Source organism: Shewanella sp. ENK2 (genome assembly GCF_043568515.1).
GTDB classification, from domain to species: Bacteria; Pseudomonadota; Gammaproteobacteria; order Enterobacterales; family Shewanellaceae; genus Shewanella; species Shewanella japonica.
Window position 1 is genome coordinate 4384622 of record NZ_CP171406.1, and the last position, 24125, is coordinate 4408746.

Consider the following 24125-nt stretch of genomic DNA (forward strand, 5'->3'; position numbering starts at 1 on the left):
CTTTTTGCTGTGTTGAATCGTACTTTTTGATGACAAATAAACACTAAGGATGGAATATGTTTGCACAGAACAAAGAATACCTTATCGGTAATTCTTGGGAACAACTGAATATTATGAGCACGACAATTAAGCCTTATCTCTACCCTATGGCTTTAATTTTAATTACGGGATGTCAGCAAGTAACACAAACGGGTTCATTTAAAAACACTGATAATAATGTTGCACATCTTCCTGCTCAGACATCCTCCATCAATCAACTGGATAATCACTTAGGCATTATGAATAACAGAGACACTGACTTAGTCTCGGGCTTACCTGTTCCAATTACCTTAACCAAACCCAGATTCAGTAATGTCACCCAAGCAGTTAATTTACATACCACTGATGCTTGGAAATATGGCGGCCCCAGTATTGCTGATATCAATAACGATGGCTTTTACGACATGGTTTTGACTAACCATGATACGACGCCCATAGCAATTTTCACATCAAGCCTGACAACAACACCTGCTTATAAAGATCAGATGGCGCATGTTCAATATGCCAAACAGCCAAGTCCTTTTGCAAAAGCTGACGCCCATGGTGTTGCATTAGGTGATTATGATAATGATGGTGACAATGACCTGTTATTAGCTTTAGGGGGCGGTAATGGAACACAACCACAGCCGCAACGACTGCTTCGAAACGATAACGGCTTGTTTGTTGACGTCACTGAGCAATCAGGGTTAAGTAAAATGGGGGCTAGAGGCCGTTCAGTACGTTGGGTTGATCTGGATTTAGACGGTGATTTAGATTTTTTACAAATTAACGCGGCGCAAATGATGGGAGAAACTATCCCCAGAAACATTATTTTTGAAAACATTGGCAATGGCCAGTTTATCTATAAATCGAGCCCTACTTTTGAACAAGTTGATGCTGAACGAGTCATTGTTACTGACATCAACAAAGATCATATCGCTGATTTAATCGCATTTTCACCCTATTCTCCTGTAATAGTCCTTTTAGGACAAATAGATTTTTCGTTTAAAGATGTCACCAGCCAATACTTAGGGAAAGATCCAGATACAACACATGTAACGGCAATTGCACAAGCTGATATCGATAATGATGGCGATATGGATTACTACTTATCCAGAGGTAAAGTTCATTATCAAATTGCCAATAATGCGGTGTCTTTTAACGAACAAAAACAGCGATTAGATTTACGTGATGAAGGTAATAAAAGCCATGATGGATTTAGCTTTAAAGCAAGCAGTGATATCTTATTAACGGATTTTTATCACTTTCCCCGTGGCGCAGATAAAATCACTATTCCATTATTTTTAGGCGCAGATAAAACCCCATCAGAAAGACTCACAGCAGGGTTTCCTGACAAGAAAATTAGCGTTTCTCCTCAGCAAGCGTTAGGGTTTCCTTCATCTGTATCTCAAAGTGGCTGGTACTTAGGGTATTTAGGTGATGCTCAATGGCGACTAGAATGGTTATTAACTGATAATCTTGCTTGGGATTTACGAGCATCTATTATAGGTGTCGATAGTATTGAACTTGATTGGGTACCACAAGATTTAGGCGTCAGCGATATTTTACTTAGAAACGATGGCGATCACTTTACTTACCTAAGCCACCTCCTTCCTGCGCAGCACCATGACAACAATTGGGGCGTTATCACAGCTGATTTTAATAACGATAGCTACAATGATTTCTTTATTTATCGTTTTGGCGAGCTAACACAACGAGTCAATGATGTTATGTTGCTCAACACGCTTCATCTCAATGAACTGGATAACATCCCAAGCAGTAACCGTAGCGAAAACAATTTACCCACTCACCACAAGGCTCATATACAAGCTATAGACGATAACGCAACACCATCAAGGGGCTTTGTTGCTCACGAAAGTCACAACGCAACCATGGTAAACCGTCATGCTCATGGCGATATGGGGAGTGCATTTGATCACAATCAAGATGGTTATGTCGATATACTCAGTGGTGACGATGACAATGGCCGTTGGTACCTTTATCAAAACCGTTTAAAGGATCAACTCCTTACTGACAGCCACACCGAACAAACTACTCATTCTATTCATCATCAATATTTACTCATGCATGTTGGCTATTCAAAGTCTGGAATTGACCCGCATGCCGCTGAGGTAAGGATATTTACAAGCAACAAAGGCACGCCGCAGCGCTTTTCAAACAACAAAACCATGACGAACGCAAATACAGTTCAGTTTAAATGGATCGGTTCTGACAGTGCGAGTCATTCACAAAGTTTGAAAAATATTGTGCATTTTGGTTTAGGTAACCAAGATCGTATTGATAAGATACAAGTGCGCTGGCGAGATGGTTCGGAGCAAACAATGAATAACGTTAACGCAAACCAATTTATTACAATGGGTAAAATGAAACGTTAATGTGAAAGTTTAGGTTCAGGTGCAGTTTGGTTATATCAGTCCTGCTGCACACTCTATTTAAAAAATCTGTATGAATTATAAAAGCTATAAAATCAATTCTCTAAAGTCGCTTATCACTTTGCTTGCCACCAATAAATTATTGTTAATATTAAATTCATGTTGTATCGCGATAACATCACACCCACTGGCGATTCCAGCACTAATACCGGCGAATGAATCTTCAAATATCACGGTATTGTATGGCGACATTGATAATTTATTAAGGGCTAATAAATAAGCAGCTGGATCAGGTTTATGCTTGCTAACATCTTCTTTAGTAATAATAACTTCAAACATGGCAGTTAAATTGAGGGCTTGAAGAATATCATTAACCATCCACTTGGCAGCTGACGTCACTAGCCCACAAGTTCTACCTTGTAATTGTAGATAGGTTAAATATTGAAGTGCACCAGGAGTTAACTGCAACGCCTGCAGTAGCAAAGCTTGATAGTGTTTTTTAAATATCTGATTGAATTCATTAATATCTGGAGAAATATTCGCTTTATCGAAGAAGAACTGAGTCACAATCCCCCAGTTTTGTCCCATCACTTCTTGATAATGATGATAATCAACTTTTGCACCGTATACAGCACAGGCCTTCGCTATAGCTTGACCTTTGAGTGGCTCAGAGTTGACTAAGGTGCCATCCATATCAAATAGAAATAGTTGATAATCTTTCACGTTTTCTCCAGCGGTGACTGCTTTTGATTACTTTACTACGATTAATCCCTTATACGCACGTTGATATTGGGTTGATTTGGGGTTGATTTGGGCGCTAACTGTTGGTTTGATTTGATATTCAATAACTATTTAATCAGTTATTTTATTAATTATACTGCTTACGGTCTTAGGTTGCGGGTAAACACGACTAAATTTACGAAAACCAAGATAACGAGCTGTAACACCTTTACCTAGCCCCAAAAAAACCAACTGCTGGAGGGGATACAGTTGGCTTTGGTTAACACTATAATTTCTATTGAATTTAAATATTAGGACTGTGATATAGAAGATATTAGGCTTCGTTAAAATATACCGTCTTTTTCTCTACATATTGCTCAAGACCATATTTACCATCTTCACCGCCGACACCACTCATTTTCCAGCCATTGTGAAAACCCTGGTGCTGCTCACCCAAACCACGGTTTACATACACTTCGCCTACTTCCATTTCTGCAATAGATTGATGAATATAATCAAGGTTTTTGGTGTACAAGTAAGCTGATAATCCATACTCACTATCGTTAGTGTAGGTAATAGCATCTTCAATACTGTGAATTTTAATGATAGGAAGTACTGGTCCAAAGGTTTCTTCATGCACTAAAATGTTGTCTTGCTCTACATCCACTAACACAGTTGGCTCATACCAATTGCCACCTTCAAAACCTGCAACTGATGCGACTTGGCCACCTGTTACCAGTTTTGCTCCTTGTTCAATACTCTTCTCTACTAATGTATGAATATTTTTGATTTCACTCTGGTTAACTTTTGGGCCCATATCTGAATTTGAATCCATAGGATCACCAACTTTCAGCGCATTCACCTTTGGTACAAACTTTTCAATAAATGTATCGTACACATCCGCATGCACATATAAACGTTCAGCACACGTGCACACTTGACCACAATTAGCAAAGCGAGCAATTAGCGCATCATCTACCGCTTTATCTAAATCAGCATCTTCCATCACAATAAAGGGAGCTTTACCGCCGAGTTCTAACATCACTGGCGTTAAGTGCTTACCACTGGCTTGATAAATAATTTGCCCAGCTCGAGTACTGCCAGTCATTGTAATTAACTCTGTAATCGGGCTTTCACATAAATGCTGACCTACAATGGAACCACTCCCATTTATAATATTCAGTACGCCAGCGGGGATCCCTGCTTCGTTAGCAATACGGCCAAGTTCCATCGTAGCCAATGGTGTTTCTTGTGTAGGCTTAACAACAATGGCATTACCAGTTATTAATGCAGGACCGATTTTGCGACCCGCCAATGCTAACGGAAAATTCCACGCTGTAATTGCGACTACAACCCCTTTGGGAACTTTATGAATATAAATTTTTTCGTTTTCATTATCTGACGGTAAAATATCACCTTGTAGCGTCAAAGCATTATCGCAAGCATATTCAACGAATGTGGCTGTTGCTTCAACTTCCATGCGAGCAACATCAATTAATTTGCCTTGCTCTTTTACAAGCAACACCGCTAACGCTTCGGCACTTTGGCGAATACCACTGGCAAATTTTCTTAGGATGGTTGCCCGGGCTCTTGGCGTTTTTTTAGCCCAGCCTTTTTGTGCTTGCTGGGCAATTACTAATGCATCTTGTGCATCATCAACGCAGCCTTTGGGAATTACACCAACAAGCTCACCCGTACTCGGTGAAAACACTGAAATAGTGCCATCTGCTTTTGATGGCACATACTCACCGTTAATAAAGTTTACCTTATTTCTAATTTCCATTGGATTATCTCCCCATCCAACCGCCATCAACCAATAAAATACCGCCATTCATATAATCTGATGCAGCGGACGCTAAAAATACCGTTGGCCCTTTAAAGTCTTCAGGTGTACCCCAACGGCCTTGTGGAATACGCTCTAAGATTGATTTAGAACGAACGGGATCATCTCTGAGTGCTTCAGTATTATCAGTGGCAATATACCCAGGAGCTATTGCATTTACATTGACACCTTTGCCAGCCCATTCATTTGCAAGCGCCTTAGCCAGTTGCCCTATTGCGCCTTTACTCGCTGCGTAACCAGGAACAGTAATTCCACCCTGAAATGTGAGCAATGAAGCCGTGAAAATTATCTTCCCTGCACCACGTGCTACCATTTTTTTGCCGATTTCACGACTGAGGATAAACTGAGAGTTTAAGTTTATCTCCATGATTTTATCCCAGTATTCATCGCGATGTTCAATGGCTGGCTCACGCAATATCGAACCTGCATTATTCACAAGAATATCAATGGTGTCATGTTGGCCGTTAACGGTTTCTACAAATTGATACAGGCTTTTTCGGTCTGAAAAGTCACACTGGTAGGCATAGAATTGACGACCTAAAGCAGTAACTTCAGATTCAACTTCGGAACCTGACGCCGCTAAAGAAGCGGATACACCAATGATGTCAGCACCAGCTTCTGCTAAGGCTACCGCCATGGCTTTACCAATACCACGACTACAACCTGTCACTAAGGCCAGCTTGCCAGTTAAATCGAATTTACTTAGTACATTATTTTGCATGATGCTTCCTTTACTCTACTGCACATGACACAAGTGCTTTCATTCCTGTTGGGTTGTTATCCATATTCTCAAATGCATTACTGATATGGCTTAACTTGCTCACAGAGGTAATAAATGGCGCCAGATCTATGCTACCTGAAGCAACTAAATCAATTGCCATATCGAAATCTGCGTGTTCGTAAACTCTCGCACCGAGTAACTCGAGTTCTTTCCAGAAAAATTGAAACAAATCGACTTGTGGTTTTTGTGCATGTATTGCGACCATACATATACGGCCACGAACTGAGGCGATATCGACCATTGCATCAACTGCAGGTTGTACCCCAGAAACTTCAAACACCACATCAGCCCCTTTACCTTGCGTCCATGTATCTACAAAATCCTTAAGATCTTGCTCAATAGGGTTCACCGTTGGAATAGCAAACTTATTAGAAAAATCACGACGGCTTTCATTTGGCTCAGAAATAATCACTTCTGCCCCAACTGATTTTGCAACTAAAGCAACTAGCTGGCCAATTGGCCCGCCACCAATAACAACGGCTTTTTCACCCGCAGTTAAACGTGCACGTGCGACATCATGGCAGGCAACTGACAAAGGTTCTATCAAAGCACCTTGTTGTAAGCTAACGTTTGCGGGCAGTTTATGTAAAGTGCGAGACTTTACAGTCCACGAGTTTTGAAAGGCGCCTGGTGTATCAATCCCCATAAATTTAAGGTTTTGACAAACATGCGAATGCCCTGCATCACAGGCTGGACATTCTCCGCACCAGTCTAATGGTCTCACTACAACACGCTCGCCAACCTCATACCCCGTTACATTTTTGCCAATTTCAGCAATGGTGCCTGAAATTTCATGGCCTATCGTGTGCGGCGGATTCACTCGAGTGTCCATTACACCATGGTATATGTGCATATCTGTGCCACAAATACCAACATAGCCTACGTTTAAACGTACCTCATCATCACCAGGACTAATTGCTTGTGATTCAACAACTCTAAACGATTTATTACCTATATATTGAGCAGCTTGCATAATCTTGACCTTATGAGCTCATTTTTAAATGAGGAGTTAATAATGCATCATCAAAAACAACGCCAGTACCTGGAATATCAGGTGCGACCGCTTTGCCATTAATGATTTTTAAAGGGGTTGTGGTGTATTCATCAATTGGAAACGAATGTACTTCGAGGTAACCAGAATGTGGCTGCGAGGCAAGTAAACTAACGTGTAATTCATGCATACCATGGCTACACACTGGAATGTTATTAGCGTATGCCAGTTGCGCCACCATTAAAAAGCCCGTTATGCCGCCAATATTTGAGGCGTCAGGTTGCAAAAAACCTAACTTAGATTGCGAAATTGCATAGGTAAACTCATGAATGGTATGTAGGTTTTCACCCATAGCTAATGGAATATCAATAGCATCTGCGATATCTGCATAGCCTAAATAGTCATCTGGAATTGTTGGCTCTTCAAACCACTTAATATCGCAATGGGCAATAGCATTAGCAAAACGAATAGCTTGCTCTTTGGTCATCGAATAATTTGCATCAACCATGAAGATACGATCGGGTCCAATTAATTCCCGTACAGCTTCAACACGTCTGACGTCTTCTTTGTAATCGCTTTTACCGACTTTAATTTTTACCGCTTCAAAGCCACGATCTAAATAAGTTTGAATATTGCTCAGTAACTTTTGATGGTCAAAATTAAGATCAATGCCACCAGCGTAGCAATTAACTTGGTTACTCGCGCCACCAGCAACTTTCCAGAGAGGTAAACCTAGGTTTTTACATTTAATGTCCCACAGTGCAATATCTACAGCAGAAATAGCAAAGCTTAATAACCCACCTCGGCCAACATAATGAAAGTGCCATTGAAGCTCATCCCATATCGCCATAATATCTGACGCATCTTTACCTATGAGTAATGGCTTCATTTCATCATTTAGTAAAGAATAGATAGCTCTTCCGCCCTTGCCTCCTGTATAAGTGTATCCTACGCCCTCTATACCATTCGACGTTTTAATGCGTGTTAAAATCAACTCAAAATGAGTGTGATCACCATGCTTAGCATCAGACAAGACTTCAGCCAAAGGGACTTGATAGTACTCAACCTTAACCGACTCAATCTTATTGGCTTCCTTTGTCATTGACTCACCTTTAAATGAAGCTTACAAACAGTTTATTGTTAACAATCTACACAAGAGGTTTTTAAATGTAAAGTAATTGTTAGCGCTAATTTGATTATTGAGTCAAACTCAAGTTTGCAAAAATCGAGTGTTCTACCTGTTTAAATTATCTGACAATGACAGCGGTTACATGCCCTAATATCCAACACTTACCATTTAAGTGACAATTGACACTATGTTTAATTTTGTCTGTATCGCTGTTAACTAAGCTGTTTCCTGAGCGCTTTTCGATATTGATTTGGCGTCTTTGAGAAGTAGCGTTTAAACATAGAAATAAAATGAGATGGGTTTGAAAAGTTAAGATCGTAACTTATTTGGGTAATGCTTTTTTCACTTTGTCCTAACCAACGTGCGCTGGTATAAAGCTTATGCTGTACAACAAACTGTGAGTAGTTACAGTTAAAGGTGCGTTTAAACATTCTAGAAAAGTACGAGGTAGAAATGTGACACATTGCTGCGGCTTCAACTAAAGTAAGCTCTACCACATCTTGTTCTCTAAATAAGCTTAAAATAGGACTGAGTTTTTTGTACGAGGCGTCGGTCACTAAAGCACGCTCTGCATTGGGTAAGACCGCTTTACCTTGGGCGACAAGCCAAATAATGATTAATTTTAATAAAGTTGCACTTTTTACGCTGTGTGGGTCGTCTAAATAGCTTTGCTCTAGCCAATTAACTTGTTGTTGAATGCTTTGCCAATCTTGCTGACTAAACCGTAGTTGTAAACCACGCCTTAGTATCGCCTCTTCATACAACAGACCATTATCAATTAAAAATTGCGGCATAAACTGGATAATATACCAAGCTTTTGCATGTTCAGTTAACTCATAGTCATGGGTCTCGAGTGCTGGGGTAAATACCACATCACCTTTTTGGATCGCTGACTGGCCTTGTGAGTGATAGTACATTCCTTGTACATCTTCAAAAATAATAAATTCATGAACTTGATGAAAATGCATCATACATGCATACACTTCATTTCGTTGGTAAGCCACACGATGAACTTCAAATTGATATCCCGGTTTAATGGAAATTGGTTCGCAATGTATGCCTGCTTTATTACGCGTGTGCATTTGACTCCCTGTTTTATCTGGCTAAATAGATCGTACTATTCAACAAATGTCCTGCACACATAAGTGCAAATATCTAACAGTTTTTATCTTATACATATTTATCATTGTTAACAATTGACTAAAACTCGTTATGCAGATACAAGGATAAAATATGAATACAGCTATTCCAGCTTCCCGTGATAATGCAAGGTTTGACCCTCATGGGTTAATCATTGGACAAGGAGAGTTCACTTATCGAGTTAATAATCAATGGAATAAAATGACCGCTTCACAGTTACCTATTGAGAACTGCCATGACTTAGCGTTTGACTCACAAGGCAGAATTATTATGGTCAGCGATCATCCGCAAAATAATATTATTATTTACAATAAAGACGGCAAATTAATTGATGCTTGGGGCGGACAATTTCCGGGAGCTCATGCAATAAAGATAAACCATGAAAATGGTGAAGACTTTTTATATGTTGTTGATTGTGGCTGGGTCATTAACCGTCAATGGACGCCAACCAATGGTTTAGAAAGAGTGATCCCTCAGACTGGTTTTATTGCCAAACTGACGTTAACAGGCCAAGTCGTTTATACGATTAGCCATCCTCAAACCATTGGCGTTTATCAGCCTAACCAAGCCTTTCGTCCAACTGATATCGCGATCGCTGATAATGGCGATTTATATATTACTGACGGCTATGGCTCTGATTATGTACTGCAATATGACAGCAATGGTCAGTTTATTCGGTATTGGGGCGGACATGATAATCTTGATACACGTTTAAATTTACAAAACACCCATGGCATTGCCATTGATAAGCGGCTCGTATCAAGCTCTCCTACTGATGCTTATCCGACACTGCTGATAAGTTCTAGGGCTGAACATGCATTAAAACAATATTCTCTATCTGGAGATTACCTTAATACTATCAGTGTTCCAGGAGCCTATATAGGCGGACCCGTTTTTAAGGGAGAGCATTTTTTCGCGCCTGTATGTTGGTCACATATTAATGGTACAAATGCCGATAACTCAGGTTTCATCAGTGTATTTGATAAACACAATCAAGTCGTCGCTAATCTTGGGGGGCTCAGCCTGAGTATGTAAACGGTGAACTTCAACCTATGCATACCAGTTGGGATGTGTTTCGTCATTGTCATGGCTTATGTATCGACAATGATGACAATATTTATGTTGGACAATGGAATGCAAATCAAAGTTTTCCAATACAATTAGTCAGAATGTAATAACCGTTTTAAAGGTTTATTGAAAACATTTTTGATTTTATAAACACGATTAATGACACTTTCGTAAAAATAAGTCGGCACCGCTTTTACAAGCGGTGTACTGGTTTTGACTGAGTTTAACTGAGTTTAGGTTAGCGTTGACTTAGTCGCTAACATAATTGCAGAGATAGGATCTGTATTAACTATTATCCCAGTCCGCAGCTCCCAGTTTTTCAACTAAAAAGTCAATAAATACCCTCACCTTAGCGCTTAACGCATTGGCCTTAGGGTATACCAGCCATATAGCAGTATGATCATCGACGTTATAATCGGGCAATATTCTAATCAAGCTTCCTTGCTTTATATCTTCAGCCACGCTCCAATAAGAATTCATTGATATCCCAGCTCCTGCAACAGTCGCTAACCTCATGCTGGTACCGTCATCGCAATTCAATCTAATTCGGCCATTTACCGGCGGAAACACATATTCGTTCTGGTCGTCTTGTGCGGCACTAATCAGTTTACGGCCTTTAGCATCTTTAAATACAATTAATTGATGGTCTACTAAATCTTTGGGCGTGTCTAATGTGCCGTGCGCCACGATATAGTCGGGTGATGCACATAAAATACGTTGATCATCGGCTAATTTGCGTGCCCTTAAGCCACTGTCTTTCGCCTCTGTGTTTCTTAGCGCTAAGTCTATGCCATGCTGTATCAGGTTCACTTCAGTATCACTCAACCTCAGCTCTAAATCTAACTCCGGGTACTTAGCTAAAAACTCAGGTAGAACCGGTAAAATATACAATTGTGCAAAGGTATTTGATGCGGTAAATCTTAGTAGCCCTTTCACTTCATTAATTTCACTGCCAATGGCAGCCATGGCTGCATCTTGCTGTACTAAAATCTCTTTCGCATATGGCAAGAAGCCTTCGCCTTCTGTTGATAACGACACTTTCCTTGTAGAGCGATGTAATAGGTCTGTACCTAATTGATTCTCAAGTTTTGATAACCTTGCAGACGCAATGGCTGGGGATATTCCTAAGGTTCTGCCGGCAGCACTAATACTTAATGACTCTGCAACCTTAACAAATAGACGTAAGCTCTCTGTGTCCATATTTATTTGTTCCTATTTAACCTTCTTCTACAACTCGCCATATGACAGCTGCCCATCCCAAACTTTTATTCTTAAATGACCGATTAAGCAAATACAACACCAGATAGCCCTAATTTAGTTAATAGAAATACTAAATTCTCTTTATCAATAATTCGAATTCACTTAGCAGAGTCAATCGCCTACTTTTTATGAATGTGAACCAGATGATAACCAAGTGTTATTCAGCCACATAATTCATTCATGCTAGGACATTACAAGGACATCAACAATGGAATATAAGAACTTTACAACTTTTAATGTGAAAAAAGACAATGGAATTGCATGGGTTACTATCGATTTTCCCCCTGTGAATGTTCAAGGGCAAGAGATGCTAGCAGATTTAAACAGTTTAGCGCTGCGTCTTGAACGTGATAGAGAAATAAAAGTCGTGGTGTTTCAATCTGCTCATCCTGAAATTTGGGTATGTCATTACGATACCAACTTACTTAGAGATATGTCTAAGGATGCTGTATCGCGTGACGAAGCGAAATTACTCGATCTACAATCTGTATTAGAGCGTATCAGTCGTTTACCACAAGCAACCATCGCGAAATTAGAAGGCTTTGCTCGTGGTGGAGGACATGAGTTTGCATTAGCTTGTGATATGCGTTTTGCTGCCCGCGGCAAATACAAGTTTATGCAAATGGAAGTTGGCATGGGTATTTTGCCCTGTGGTGGTGGCGCTTCTCGAATGGCAAGACAAGCAGGACTTGGCAGAGCCCTTGAAATCATTCTTAGCGCACGTGATTTTACTGCAGATGAAGCAGAAGCATACGGCACTATCAATAAAGCGCTTGAGCCAGATGAGATAGGTGAATACGTAGAAAATCTTGCAAGACGTATTGCACAGTTTCCTGCTGAGTCTATCAATGCATGTAAGCAAACTGTGTATGAGTCTATTGATAAACCGATTGAAGACGCACTCAAGGCCGAAGCTTATTGGTTATATCAAGCAACCAGTAAAACTTCTGCAATTACACGATTTACTTGGGCTGATGAACAAGGCGCACAGTTTGACATTGATAACCAACGTAACTGGGAGCAACTTGTTATCAATGTCCAAGAAGTGAATGACTAAACAATGACTCAATAATAGATGTAGTAACAAAAAGGTTCAGCTTATGCTGAACCTTTTTTATCTTTGGTTAAGGCGACTTTCGTTTAAAAAATGTAATCCACTTTAACCCAAGCTGTCCGACCTGGTTCATTAACTTGAAACAATGGTTCACTGCCGGGAATATCATTGCCTGCACCTGAGCGACTAATATGTTCTGCGTAGGTTAGATCAAACAGGTTCTCAACACCAAAGCTGACTAATAGGTCATCATGCTTCCACGCTCCATTTACCGACAAGGTGCCAAAGCCACTACTTTCCCCCAAATCTTGGCCCGATATATTGCCTTGTCCTACTGCAACTCTATCTTGCGCTGCAACAAGACGCCAAAATAGTCCAGCAGTCCAATTATTCGATTCATAGTTAACTGATATACGCCCTTCTAATGGCGAGATTTGTCCAAGAGGTGTATCGGCGGTGTCATTGTCGCCATGGCTGTAGCTAACCGTCGTTTGTGCAGACCATTGTTCATTAAAGGGGTACATTACACCAAGTTCACCACCCCAAATGGTCGCATCAACATTGTAGGCAGATGTTTTAGCCCCATTTGAATCAATTAAAATATAATCGTCGACCTTGCCATAATAAAATGCCGTCGAGATTTCATAATCATTTTGATATATCCAACCGACATCAAGCTGGGTTGTTTTTTCAGGTTCTAAATCAAATGCCTTAATGGCCATATTGCTTTCATCAGCTTTCATAAACTCCCAGTAATCAGGAATGCGCTCAGCACGACCAACACCTGCATAGTACTGACTGTGACCAGACATGTGCTCGTAACGAATAAAACCACTGACAAGATCATCCTCTCGCTGACCTTTTTGTCCCACGTGTAACTCGGTATCCCATTGATCCAATCTTAACCCTGTTAAAATTTTCCCTTGGCTTGTCGCATAACTGATATGGTAATTGGCTTCAACAAACACGCCGATATTCTCATAGCTCATGTTTTTGTTAAAAGGCTTAGCCAATAGATCATCAAGGCCGTTATCCAACTCCTTGTCTATGCTTCTGCCTTCATGTGCACTGTCCATATAATCGATACCGATTTGGGTTTCCCACTTATCACTCAACGCTAGATCCAACCAAAGATGCCCTCCTGTAGTCTCACGGCGCACATTGGTACCAGCATTTACTCCTTGATCAAATTGATCCATGATGTGATCGTTTTCATTGGAATAAAATTGAAATTCGACGTTGTTTAACCATGATAAGTTAACGTCTCGTTTCGCTAAAAGTGTTAGGTTTTCATTGTCAATTTGGCGTGCTTTATTTGCTCTGTCTCCATATTCAGCTTCACCACTTGAACTGCCATAGGCCAATTCAACAACGGTATCTTCATCTGGTGTCCATCCAAGCGCCACATTGACATTACTGCGATCATAACTTGATTGTATTGTGTTTCCATCGCCATCTTCATAGTGATCGCTTTTGGATTTATTCATATCAAAGTCAATATAATGCGTCTCAGTGCCAGCTTTCATTTCAACCAAATAGTCTTCTCGGCCAAAGCTGCCGCCTGTCATACTCAATCGGCCTTCCATGTCTTTTTCTACAAAGCTATGGCGCTCTTTTTCAAATAAAACGGTTCCGGCTGAGCCCACTGGACCATATTTAACCGTTTGCGGTCCTTTAATGACAGTAATGGCGTCATAGGCTTCAGGATAAATATATGCGGTTGGAGGATCCATACGGCCACCGCAGGTACCGTAAACATGTTGGCCATCATCAACAATACTGACCCGTGAACCACCCATTCCTCGCAAAGAAGGGTCGCCACCAGCGCCGCCCTTACGACTAATGCTAAAGCCTGGTATCGTTTTCAAGAAACCTGCGCCATCGTATGCAGGTAAAGGTAAGCGAGGTTTTTTTGGATCGGTAGTAACCTTAGATGGCTCTTTCATTAATTCACCCGTGACAACGATATAATCATCGCATTGCTCACCATCACAGGTCTTTGTAGTATGATCTGCTATTGCCAAGTTTGGCGTTAAAGATGCCGCAATCAGCGCAGCTAAAATTGAAGTATTAAATTTCATTACAACGTCCATTTATTATTTATCTATGAACTTTTTCGCAGATTAATTCGCTTTGCTCAATCAGAAGCGTAGACAGTGCGACAATCTGTCACAGGCTAATTTGATGCGAATCACACTACTGATTTTAAAGTGCTTTTATTTGATATTGTTGCCGCAAAAAATATCCTTAAAAGAGATATGAATCTGGCATGATTTAATTGCTTACATTCACTAGATAAATACTGTCTTATCCCCACTTTATTCATTCGTAATCGCTTATTTAGTCATGTTGAAATAGCGGTTTAATTTTCATCCCGATATTTATATAATTACGATTATTTTTTAAGCCCATTGAGCCCATGGAAGGTATTCATTGAAAAAGCTATTTGTGTTGTTAGTCCTTTACGCCGCTTACCAACACTGGAATCAATCACCGGTCGAGCCTATCCGTGCCACCTATGCCGCCAGTAATGAAGTTATTATGTATGCAACAGCTTGGTGCAAGTACTGCCAAAAGGCACGTATCTTTTTTGACGATAATGGCATTGCTTATCAAGAGTTTGATATTGAGAAATCTTTCGGTGCTAATGAACGTTATCAAGCATTAAACGGCCAAGGGATCCCTTTATTGCAAGTTAATGGCACGCTTATCAGGGGCTTTAATCAGGATAAAATAGTCTCTTCACTGCATTAACGATTTACTTAGCACCTTGTTAAATAAGGGCATTGCTAAAAAATATACCCGGTCACCAATTGTGGTGACCGGGTATATTTTTATTCGTACGGTTATTACTACCGATATTGATAATAAACCGTTAACTAGTTATTACTAGCATAGTGAACACACTGGTTTTGCACTGCTGTGGTTTTTAATAACTGAGTGAATTGCGCCTTGTTGCCATCGGCTTTTTGCTCTTTTATTAAGGTTTCCATATGCGTAGCTTGGCTCACAACCTTTTCCATCGCAATTTGCCTTGCTTGTTGTTCTGTCTGACCTGTTAATACTAATTGCTCAACTAGGTTAGAATAGTTCTCGTAAACCATGCCTTTATAAAAGTCTGCTTCTGACGCTAACGGCGTATGCGAGTAAATTATTGAGCAGCTTACAGCGCTATCGATGTTGGCAATAGATTGGTCTATTTGAATGACCACAGATTGCTGAGTTGAAAAACTGGCATTAGCAGCCACTGAAAATAAACTGAATGCAATAAATGCAGTAATCGTTTTTAATTTTTTCATACTCACTCCGATTTAATCAATTATGTGCCCGGTTAATTGACACTATCTTATCCATCTCACTGACTCATTAGTTACCATTTCGCGCCTCATTGAGACAAAGAACAACTAGAAGGCACATATTTCATATTATTAAGCGACAGTAAATAATCATTATCTGACTGTTATAGTAATGAATTTTGCTAAACCTAAGCTGAACAGAAAGTTAACTTCTCAAGCTGGCAGTATTTTCTACAACTTGACCTGTTTATTTATCAAGTCGCTATACCTATTACTCACTTATCAATATGACCTCTGTCGCTCCTAGCTAAAATCCGTTCACAAAACGCACACTTCGTTCAAAAAGCCGCCAAAACTAGATAAATTATTGCCAATTGTACGGGGAGCACTATAATACTGTATAAATATACAGTTATTTTTTGTGATGTGAGATTTATGAATGTGATCCCTATTTTTGCCAGTGCTGGCATTACAGGTTTTGAGTCCCCTGCTGCTGAATATCGACAGCTACCACTCAGTTTAGATGAGCTATTGATTGAACACCCAAGCGCAACATTTATCGGTCAAGCCAGCGGCGACTCAATGGAAAAGATAGGGATTTTTGATAAAGACATTTTGATAGTCGATCGCCATGTTAATGTGGAAAATCACGATGTTATTGTGGCGAATTATAATGGCTGCTTCGTCTGCAAATTAATTGATACTCAGCGGCGATTATTATTATCAGCGAATGACAATCACCATAGTGTACTGATTCAAGAACATGACAGCTTTACTGTTGAAGGTGTAGTGATCCGTTCAATACGTTGTCACCGTCAAAGCCCAATATTGTCGGGTCGTTAACCCATGTATGCCTTAGTCGATGCCAACTCTTTTTATTGCAGCGCAGAGCAAGTGTTTAGGCCTGAATGGCGTGGACGCCCTATTGTTGTCCTATCCAATAATGACGGCTGTATTGTCGCGGCCAACCGTCAAGCTAAAGCATTAGGCATTGGTAAATTTGGCCCTTACTTTGAAGTTAAACATCAATGTGAAAAACTAGGGGTTATTGCACTTTCTTCTAATTATGAGCTTTATGCCTCTTTGTCTCATAACATGATGGATGTCATTGGTCGCTTCGCCCCCGAACAGCACATATACAGTATTGATGAATCTTTTCTCTCTTTTAAGCGTAGTTACCCAGCAATTCCATGTTTAAGCCATCACGCCTCTCTTATTCGCAGAGCAGTATGGAAAGAAACGCGTTTAGCGGTTTGTGTTGGCATTGGCGAAACCTTAACACTCGCTAAAGTGGCCAACCACGCAGCCAAAAAGCTTGCTGGGTATGACGGTGTTTGCTGCATCGAGTCCGATGAAGAACGCCGCGCTATTCTAACAAACATGAAAGCCACCGATGTCTGGGGGATCGGCTCAAGAATAGGTAAAAAACTCCAGGCAATGGGGGTTCATACAGCTTTAGCATTAGCGAACTTACAACCTGGGATCGCCCGTAAAAATTTTAGTATTGAAATAGAACGTACGGTGCGAGAGCTCAATGGCGAGCAATGTAAAGGATGGGATAGCGCAAGAGCTGATAAGCAGCAAATTTTTTCCACCCGCAGTGTTGGCCAGCGGATCACTGATAGAGAATCTTTGCTGCAAGCCCTGAGTAAACATGCAGCCATCGCTGCCGCCAAAGCAAGGCAGCAAGGTTCAGCAGCCAGTAGTCTACTTATTTTTGCCAAAAACTCTCCATACGATGAGCAGCCTTCCGGTTTTAAATACCATTATCGTTGTGCATTTCCGACCAATGACACATGCGAACTCATTAGTTATGCAACAGCCATAGGGAGTCAGTTATTTAATCCAAATACACGGTATTACAAAATTGGCATTGGTCTTATTGACCTTTCTCCGGTACAGCATTTACAGGGAGACTTATTTACTCCAGCCAAAGATCCGACACTCATGCAGGTTTGCGATAAGCTTAACCAGCGCTATGGCACTGACTCAATATTTGTTGCCGCCCAAGGGATTACTGGAAAATGGCATATGCGCAGAGAACTACTGACCCCACAATACACAACCTGTTGGCAAGATATCCCAAAGGTCAGTTGTCGTTAAGTGAGTGTTTGAATGAAATGTTGAAAAACGATTAAGAAGTGACGTGAGTAGTTATTAAAACGGGATAGTATACAGCGACCACAAACTTGACGGGTGCAACAAATAACAAACAAAGCCATTACCCATCAAAAACAAACCTTACACCTTTGAAGCACACTAAATCAGAAAATAACTATTTTTAGGCTGAATATTAAGGCTAAAGCTGAAAACCTCGTTCAGATCAAATTAATGCTGCTGAAAATATAGACAATACGCCCTTCGATTTTTTAGTGAGTATCATCTGCGTGTCTGAGTTTGCGTTTAATCAACTATTCTTTGTGCAATTACTAGGCTTCATTTCAATGGCTATCGGCTGGTGGGCAAATAGCCAAAAACAAGATTGCAAATTTATTCATGGCAATATGCTCGCATCCATTCTTACAGCCATTCACTTAGGCTTACTAGGCAGCTTTCTTGGGATGGCGAATCAACTTGTAAATGTGGTTCGATTCCGTTGTTGCCAGCAACTCGGCCATACAACGAAATCGGAATTCGTGCCATTAATGATGAGTGTTACCTTCTCTACTGTAGCGATTTTACAAGGAGTAATGTGGGCAGAACATTGGAGTGAATGGTGCGCAGTTTTTGCAGCAGTGGTAATGAGTATAAGTCTATTTTATTGTAAAGGAACGGCACTTCGCGCCGCTATGCTAGTGAGTAATGCATTGAACTTAATGCTTTCAATATATTTGATGTCATGGTCTGGAATTTTATATCAAGTGATGACAATAACGATTCTAGCTCAAAGTGTGTTTCAGCAATACAAGCAAATTAAATTGGCGACTAATAATAACACCATTTCCTCAAATCAAGCGTTAAGTCAATAAGGAGTTATTTGTTTTAACGCTCTAGAGAATCTTATTGTAAGCACGCTAGTGATACACATAAAACACATAAAAAAGGGAGCCAAAGCTCCCTTTTATATTTCCGCAACTATCTATTACTTCTTATTACAAAGCGCTTAGGTAAGCTTTAAGGGCTTTAAGTCTGACTGTTGCAGCGCCAATAATATCCATGAAGCCTAAGAAACTCGCTGGCTTTTCTGCCGATATCCAGCCTGAACCTGTCGCGCCAATCGGGATTGAATAGCCTTCTGGCTCTTCAAATTCAATAACCACTGTACGCCCATGACTTCCAGCGTTATTACCAACATGTTGCCTAACTTGCTGAGTTCCTGCTAATGGGCTGATCATCGACTCACCTGTACCTGAAGTCACACTGTGCACTCGACCTCGAAATATCTCACCAGGAAAAGCATCAACGTAAAACTCGGCAAATTGGCCAGGCTTAATATAACGATACGATTGATCTGCAATTCGCATTTCTAAAAACTTCTTAGAGGTATCATAAAGGTGCATGTTACCAATACGACTACCTACTGCTACATTCGTAATAGAAAGTTGACCGTCAAATTGAGCTCTAATTTCACGACGTTCATCATTCCACTGAGCAGAACCAATCTGTGCATCAAACGAGCGTAACTGCGCACGATGAGTTTCAAGCTCAGCAAACACTGATGCGATTTCAGCTTCGGTAGATTGTATTTTTGCTTCTAAGTCATCTCGTGTCATTTCACTGGCATAATCACGTAAGTCTGTGACACGAACAAAGTTACGTTTGTCATTGTTAAGCGTCACTTCTAGTGCTTCCATACGCAGTTTAAGTGCTTCTTTCTTAGCAAGCTCAGCAGCTTTTTGCGCTTTTAACGATCTGATTTCTTTTTCACTGTCGACTGACACCAATTTGTAAATCAAATCGCCTTTTTTAACCATTTGGTTATGAGTAACAAAAATCTCTTCGATTTCTTGACCAAACAAAGGGCTAAGCACCGCATGAGGAGCTTTAACCGTTGAGCTGTCAGTTAAGTCTGCTGGAGACCAAAAACGATGAGCCGTAAATAGCATGAAGGCAATAAAGAACCCTAAACCAACTGAGCGAACAGCATTCGCTAGATTCCACTGTATAACACCAAGTTTAACCAGTAACCAAATGATTAATACATAAGGGAGCATAATCTCTTTCATTTACTTATCTCCTTTAATGCCGTTGCTGATAATGCTTGAAAGTCTATTGGCAAGTACATCCCAACGACCAAATGCAATGATTATGGCAAGAACCCACCAGGCTTTATCAATGAATAATCCACACAGTGACAAAGCAAATACAATTTGCGTGTGTGCACTCGACATGGCTTCAGCCTTGTGTACTGCAACTTCATGCAATCGCCAAAATAAAAGTAATGTGTAGCAAATGATCGAGACGGTCACGACAAACACAAACCCCATAAATAACTCAGAATCCAGAAGCGCTAAAATGGATGGATAACCATTAACAAAGTAACTTTCGGGTAATGATTTCCCGTGAATAGCTGTTAATAATGAAAACAGATAACTCAACAAACCGATTGTTGTTACGGCGATAATGAACCACATACTTTTTTTGGCAATAACAAGCGCTATGCTTGATTTTTCTTCTGGGATGGTGGCAAGTTCGTGCTGTTCTGACATGTATTCTCCAAGGGGTAATAAGATAACTAAATGGAATATTAACAACCTCTATATGTAAATTTGGAATAAGGCATATTCCATATGTGCAAATTAGCGAATGCCATTACTGTGTTTGACGTTTTAATGATGTAATATGAAATTAAGATGTTCTTATTTATCGGTATATTATGGATCTTAATGCACTTAATGTGTTTATTACCCTGTATAAATCAGGTTCAACCCAACGTGCTGCCAAACTACTTGGACGATCACAGTCGTTTGTTTCAAAAGTACTTGCACAATTACGTGAAGAACTAAACGACCCTTTGTTTATCCGAACAGCAAACGGTCTGCAGCCCACCAGTTACGCCGATAAAATTGCGCCAAAGATTCAAAGCTCAATAGAACAAATCAATATTGCTTTAGAGCCTGAATATTTTGATCCCAAAAACCTGCAGTACATCACAGTCCATATCGGAGAGCCATTAGCCGTGATGATGGGTAAAGCGTTAATCGAAGCCATTCGCCGAGAAACCAACGCAGTAATTGAATTAAGGCAATGGCGTAAAACCAGTAATGATGGTTTGATTGAAGGCTCAATCGATATTGGTATACAAACACTGAAAGATCGCCCCCAGCAGCTATATCAGAAAAAAATAGCTTCAGGTTATGGATCATTAGGTGGAAATTTAGAGGGTGAGTTCGTTAAGTTAATCGTCGATGACTTAAACGAATACGTAGAGCTATATCGTGCCTTTGATGAGAAGCGCAACCCTACTATAATTGTAGATAACTATATGGTTCAGAAGGAATTATTGAAAAATAATTACTCGTATCAATTTAATTTAGAATCGAACGGCGCACATAAGAATTTGGCCGTTGACTTAGCTATCATTACCAGTGCAGCAAGAAGACATGAAGCAAAAATTGTCTGGCTGTCTGAGCTTTGTCAAAAAGTGATATTAGAAGCGATAAATAATAAAAACAAAATTTAACGCCTAATCGCCATTCAGCTTTAGGGTTACGTTAGTCAATAAATTCGATAGTGAGGCAATATGAGTCAACGAAGTATTCACACCTTGTTTAAGCCTAAATCAATCGCTGTCATAGGTGCCTCCAATACCGAAAAACGTGCTGGTCGAGTATTAATGAAAAACTTACTCGGAAGCGGTTTTTCTGGACCGATAATGCCTGTCACCCCAAAATATGACGCTGTTATGGGCGTTTTGGCTTACCCTAATATTGAATCCTTACCGATAAAACCTGATCTTGCCATTATCTGTACTAGGGCAAGCAGAGTACCTAATATTGTTGAAACCTTAGCCCAATTCGGCTGTAAAGTCGTCATCATCATGGCTTCTGGCATGGCTGATGAATATGATGAGAATGGCGAAAGCTTACTTTCAGTCACATTACAAAATGCGAAACGGTTTGGCATGCGTATATTAGGCTCAAATAGCCTAGGTATGATCATCCCTACAATAGGGTTAAATGCAAGTTTAGCCCACAGTGGTGCTAAAAAAGGTAAGATAGCCTTTGTCTCTCAGTCGGCTGCAATATGTACCACTGTACTGGATTGGGCCAACAATAAAGATATTGGCTTTTCATCATTTATCTCCCTTGGTGATGCGACAGATATTGATTTTGACGAATTACTTGATTATTTAGGACGAGATAGCCGTACCAGTGCCATCATGCTCTATATCGACTCTATCAGTGAAAAAAGACACTTTCTTTCCGCGGCGCGAGCCGCTGCACGTAATAAACCAATATTTGTGATTAAGTCAGGACGCAGCCAAGAAGGCATAAAAGCAGCCATGCTTCATACTGGAGGCATGGGAGGCAATGATGCTGTATATGAAGCCGCGTTTAGACGTGCGGGTATGTTAAGAGTAAATGACTTAATTGAATTATTTGCCGCAGTTGAAAGCTTGGCTCATTCAACCCCGCTTAAAGGTGAGCGTGTTGGGATCATCAGTAATGGCGGAGGACCTGCAGTCCTTGCTGCAGATGAGTTAATTATTAAAGGTGGCAAGCTTGCCAAGCTATCGCCTGAAACAGTCGATAAGCTGAACACATTATTACCCACAACATGGTCAGGCCAAAACCCCATAGATATTGTTGGCGATGCCAATAGCAAGCGGTACACTCAGGTGTTAGAAGTCTTGATGGATAGTCAAGAAATGGATGCTATTTTAGTACTACATTCGCCATCGGCATTAGAAGAAAGCGATGAAATAGCACAAAGTTTAGTAACAACAATCAGCAATCATACAAACCGCAATAAATTAAACATCTTAACTAACTGGAGTGGTGAAGACTCTGCCTATGTGGCAAGAAAGATCTTTAATAAAGCGGGAATTCCAACTTATCGAACACCTGAAGGCGCAGTGAAAGCCTTTATGCATATGGTTGAGTATCGTCGTAACCAACGATTACTCCAAGAGGTACCTCAATCTATTCCTGATAATATTCCTGCAAATGTTAATGTGGCTCGTGGATTACTGCAAAAGGCGCAGCAAGAACAAAGATTCATATTAGAAACCCATGAAACACGCGATATTTTAAAAGCTTATGGGCTTAACACCATTAAAACCTGTTTTGCTGACAATGCTGAATCAGCCGTCAAATTAGCCAATGACGTGGGTTATCCAGTGGCATTGAAAGTACAATCACCGGATCTCATGTATAAGTCAGATGTTCATGGTGTCATGCTAAACCTAACTAACGATGATGAGATCCGTCAAGCAGCGCAGTCTATTGTTAGCCGTGTTAAAGAAATCAATCCTGATGCCAAAATTGATGGCATGATAGTGCAGAAAATGGCACTGACAGCAGGCGCACAAGAAGTCAGAGTGTCAGTAATTAATGACCCCGTTTTTGGCCCTGCTATTTGTTTAGGTGAAGGAGGCTCCGAGTGGGATCCCACCCGTGATGCCGCAGTTGCCCTACCACCTTTAAATATGACACTCGCTCGTTATATGGTTATTCAGGCGTTAAAAACCAATAAACTGCGCGATCGGCATCTTCCACTCGGTCTAGATATGCATGCACTATGTGTCATGCTTACGCAAATTTCACATTTAATCATTGATTGCCCAGAAATCGCTTCACTGGATTTGAACCCTGTATTAGCGGCAGGTGAAACCATTACCTTACTTGATGTAAACATGAAGCTAAATAGTATGGATATTGATCCAAAAACACGTTTAGCCATCATGCCTTACCCTAAAGAGCTTGAACAAACCGCGATACTAAAAAATGGTCAAGAGGTCATGCTAAGACCAATATTACCAGAGGATGAACCAAAGCATTTAGCCTTTGATAACTCATTAAGTGACGAAGACCGCTATAAACGTTACTTTGGGGTGCGCTCACGTATGACCCATGAAGAAATGGCAGTGCTAACTCAAATCGATTACGCTCGAGAAATGGCCTTTATTGCAACCGCAATGGATGAAAATGGAGAATCAATAACCTTAGGGGCCGTTAGAGCATCAACAGATCCTGATAATACAGAAGCAGAGTTTGCTATGGCCGTCAGAGGCGACTATCAAGGTATTGGTCTTGGCAGGTTATTACTTGAAAAACTAGTGAATTATTACAAGGATTCAGATACCCCAGTCCTTGCTGGTTTTACAATGTTTGAAAATCGCAGTATGGCGAATTTAGCGAAAAACCTAGGCTTTACCGTGTCTTTTGATATGGAGGAGCATTTAATAAAAATGCATATGGCACTTAAGCCTGAAAATGATAAAACATAGAAGCCAATAAAACCTGGACGATGAACCAGTTAATGCTTTG

The 24125-nt window shown here is 40.4% G+C and carries 19 protein-coding genes and 1 pseudogene; 9 read left to right on the forward strand and 11 right to left on the reverse strand.

Translation table 11 applies throughout. The features are described from left to right. Nucleotides 1-56: 56 nt before the first annotated feature. Complete coding sequence (locus tag ACGEDC_RS19140; RefSeq protein WP_394495128.1) at nucleotides 57-2414, forward strand: CRTAC1 family protein; 2358 nt, start codon at nucleotides 57-59, stop codon at nucleotides 2412-2414. 84 nt (nucleotides 2415-2498) lie between these two features. On the opposite strand, the gene ACGEDC_RS19145 is transcribed toward ACGEDC_RS19140, so the two are convergent. The 6 genes from ACGEDC_RS19145 to ACGEDC_RS19170 form a co-directional block, all read right to left on the reverse strand. Next, nucleotides 2499-3134, reverse strand: coding sequence for an HAD family hydrolase (locus tag ACGEDC_RS19145; RefSeq protein ID WP_394495130.1), 636 nt, complete (start codon nucleotides 3132-3134; stop codon nucleotides 2499-2501). 331 nt (nucleotides 3135-3465) lie between these two features. After that, complete coding sequence (gene aldA, locus ACGEDC_RS19150) at nucleotides 3466-4914, reverse strand: aldehyde dehydrogenase (RefSeq protein WP_394495132.1); 1449 nt, start codon at nucleotides 4912-4914, stop codon at nucleotides 3466-3468. Between the two features lie 4 nt (nucleotides 4915-4918). Further along, on the reverse strand, nucleotides 4919-5695 hold the full coding sequence (locus ACGEDC_RS19155) for an SDR family oxidoreductase (protein ID WP_394495134.1): 777 nt from the start codon (nucleotides 5693-5695) through the stop codon (nucleotides 4919-4921). A gap of 10 nt (nucleotides 5696-5705) precedes the next feature. Then, nucleotides 5706-6728 (reverse strand): zinc-dependent alcohol dehydrogenase, encoded by a 1023-nt coding sequence (locus ACGEDC_RS19160; RefSeq protein WP_394495136.1) that lies wholly within the window; start codon nucleotides 6726-6728, stop codon nucleotides 5706-5708. Nucleotides 6729-6738: 10 nt separating this feature from the next. Next, nucleotides 6739-7848: a mandelate racemase/muconate lactonizing enzyme family protein gene (locus tag ACGEDC_RS19165; RefSeq protein ID WP_055024542.1), complete on the reverse strand. Its 1110-nt coding sequence runs from the start codon at nucleotides 7846-7848 to the stop codon at nucleotides 6739-6741. Nucleotides 7849-8087: 239 nt separating this feature from the next. Continuing rightward, a complete protein-coding gene (locus tag ACGEDC_RS19170) occupies nucleotides 8088-8957 on the reverse strand; it encodes a helix-turn-helix domain-containing protein (protein ID WP_394495139.1) in 870 nt (289 codons plus the stop codon). 151 nt (nucleotides 8958-9108) lie between these two features. Between ACGEDC_RS19170 and ACGEDC_RS19175 the strand changes: the two are divergent. Next, nucleotides 9109-10190: pseudogene (locus ACGEDC_RS19175) on the forward strand (6-bladed beta-propeller). Nucleotides 10191-10368: 178 nt separating this feature from the next. On the opposite strand, the gene ACGEDC_RS19180 reads toward ACGEDC_RS19175, so the two are convergent. Further along, the gene (locus ACGEDC_RS19180; protein ID WP_394495141.1) at nucleotides 10369-11283 is read right to left on the reverse strand and encodes a LysR family transcriptional regulator; all 915 of its coding nucleotides are present in this window, start codon (nucleotides 11281-11283) and stop codon (nucleotides 10369-10371) included. A gap of 268 nt (nucleotides 11284-11551) precedes the next feature. On the opposite strand from ACGEDC_RS19180, the gene ACGEDC_RS19185 reads away from it, so the two are divergent. After that, nucleotides 11552-12400, forward strand: a complete 849-nt coding sequence (locus tag ACGEDC_RS19185) for an enoyl-CoA hydratase/isomerase family protein (protein WP_065108054.1) — start codon at nucleotides 11552-11554, stop codon at nucleotides 12398-12400. An 83-nt stretch (nucleotides 12401-12483) separates the two neighbouring features. On the opposite strand, the gene ACGEDC_RS19190 is transcribed toward ACGEDC_RS19185, so the two are convergent. Then, nucleotides 12484-14478 carry a TonB-dependent copper receptor gene (locus tag ACGEDC_RS19190; protein ID WP_394495144.1) on the reverse strand — a complete coding sequence of 665 codons (1995 nt, stop codon included), beginning with the start codon at nucleotides 14476-14478 and terminating at the stop codon, nucleotides 12484-12486. A 352-nt stretch (nucleotides 14479-14830) separates the two neighbouring features. On the opposite strand from ACGEDC_RS19190, the gene ACGEDC_RS19195 reads away from it, so the two are divergent. Further along, nucleotides 14831-15151 carry a glutaredoxin family protein gene (locus ACGEDC_RS19195; RefSeq protein ID WP_394495146.1) on the forward strand — a complete coding sequence of 107 codons (321 nt, stop codon included), beginning with the start codon at nucleotides 14831-14833 and terminating at the stop codon, nucleotides 15149-15151. A gap of 125 nt (nucleotides 15152-15276) precedes the next feature. On the opposite strand, the gene ACGEDC_RS19200 is transcribed toward ACGEDC_RS19195, so the two are convergent. After that, nucleotides 15277-15696: a hypothetical protein gene (locus ACGEDC_RS19200; protein ID WP_055024549.1), complete on the reverse strand. Its 420-nt coding sequence runs from the start codon at nucleotides 15694-15696 to the stop codon at nucleotides 15277-15279. A 432-nt stretch (nucleotides 15697-16128) separates the two neighbouring features. On the opposite strand from ACGEDC_RS19200, the gene ACGEDC_RS19205 reads away from it, so the two are divergent. The 3 genes from ACGEDC_RS19205 to ACGEDC_RS19215 all read left to right on the forward strand — a co-directional run bounded on the left by ACGEDC_RS19205 (nucleotide 16129) and on the right by ACGEDC_RS19215 (nucleotide 18662). Then, nucleotides 16129-16536, forward strand: coding sequence for a LexA family protein (locus ACGEDC_RS19205; protein WP_055024550.1), 408 nt, complete (start codon nucleotides 16129-16131; stop codon nucleotides 16534-16536). Between the two features lie 3 nt (nucleotides 16537-16539). Further along, a complete protein-coding gene (locus ACGEDC_RS19210) occupies nucleotides 16540-17796 on the forward strand; it encodes a Y-family DNA polymerase (protein WP_394495149.1) in 1257 nt (418 codons plus the stop codon). Between the two features lie 284 nt (nucleotides 17797-18080). After that, a complete protein-coding gene (locus ACGEDC_RS19215) occupies nucleotides 18081-18662 on the forward strand; it encodes a YgjV family protein (protein ID WP_394495151.1) in 582 nt (193 codons plus the stop codon). Nucleotides 18663-18785: 123 nt separating this feature from the next. On the opposite strand, the gene ACGEDC_RS19220 is transcribed toward ACGEDC_RS19215, so the two are convergent. Next, nucleotides 18786-19859 (reverse strand): HlyD family secretion protein, encoded by a 1074-nt coding sequence (locus ACGEDC_RS19220; RefSeq protein WP_394495153.1) that lies wholly within the window; start codon nucleotides 19857-19859, stop codon nucleotides 18786-18788. Beyond that, nucleotides 19860-20342: a magnesium transporter gene (locus ACGEDC_RS19225; RefSeq protein ID WP_394495155.1), complete on the reverse strand. Its 483-nt coding sequence runs from the start codon at nucleotides 20340-20342 to the stop codon at nucleotides 19860-19862. Between the two features lie 167 nt (nucleotides 20343-20509). Between ACGEDC_RS19225 and ACGEDC_RS19230 the strand changes: the two genes are divergently transcribed. Next, complete coding sequence (locus ACGEDC_RS19230) at nucleotides 20510-21316, forward strand: LysR family transcriptional regulator (RefSeq protein ID WP_394495157.1); 807 nt, start codon at nucleotides 20510-20512, stop codon at nucleotides 21314-21316. 60 nt (nucleotides 21317-21376) lie between these two features. Then, complete coding sequence (locus tag ACGEDC_RS19235; RefSeq protein WP_394495159.1) at nucleotides 21377-24085, forward strand: bifunctional acetate--CoA ligase family protein/GNAT family N-acetyltransferase; 2709 nt, start codon at nucleotides 21377-21379, stop codon at nucleotides 24083-24085. Nucleotides 24086-24125 lie beyond the last annotated feature (40 nt).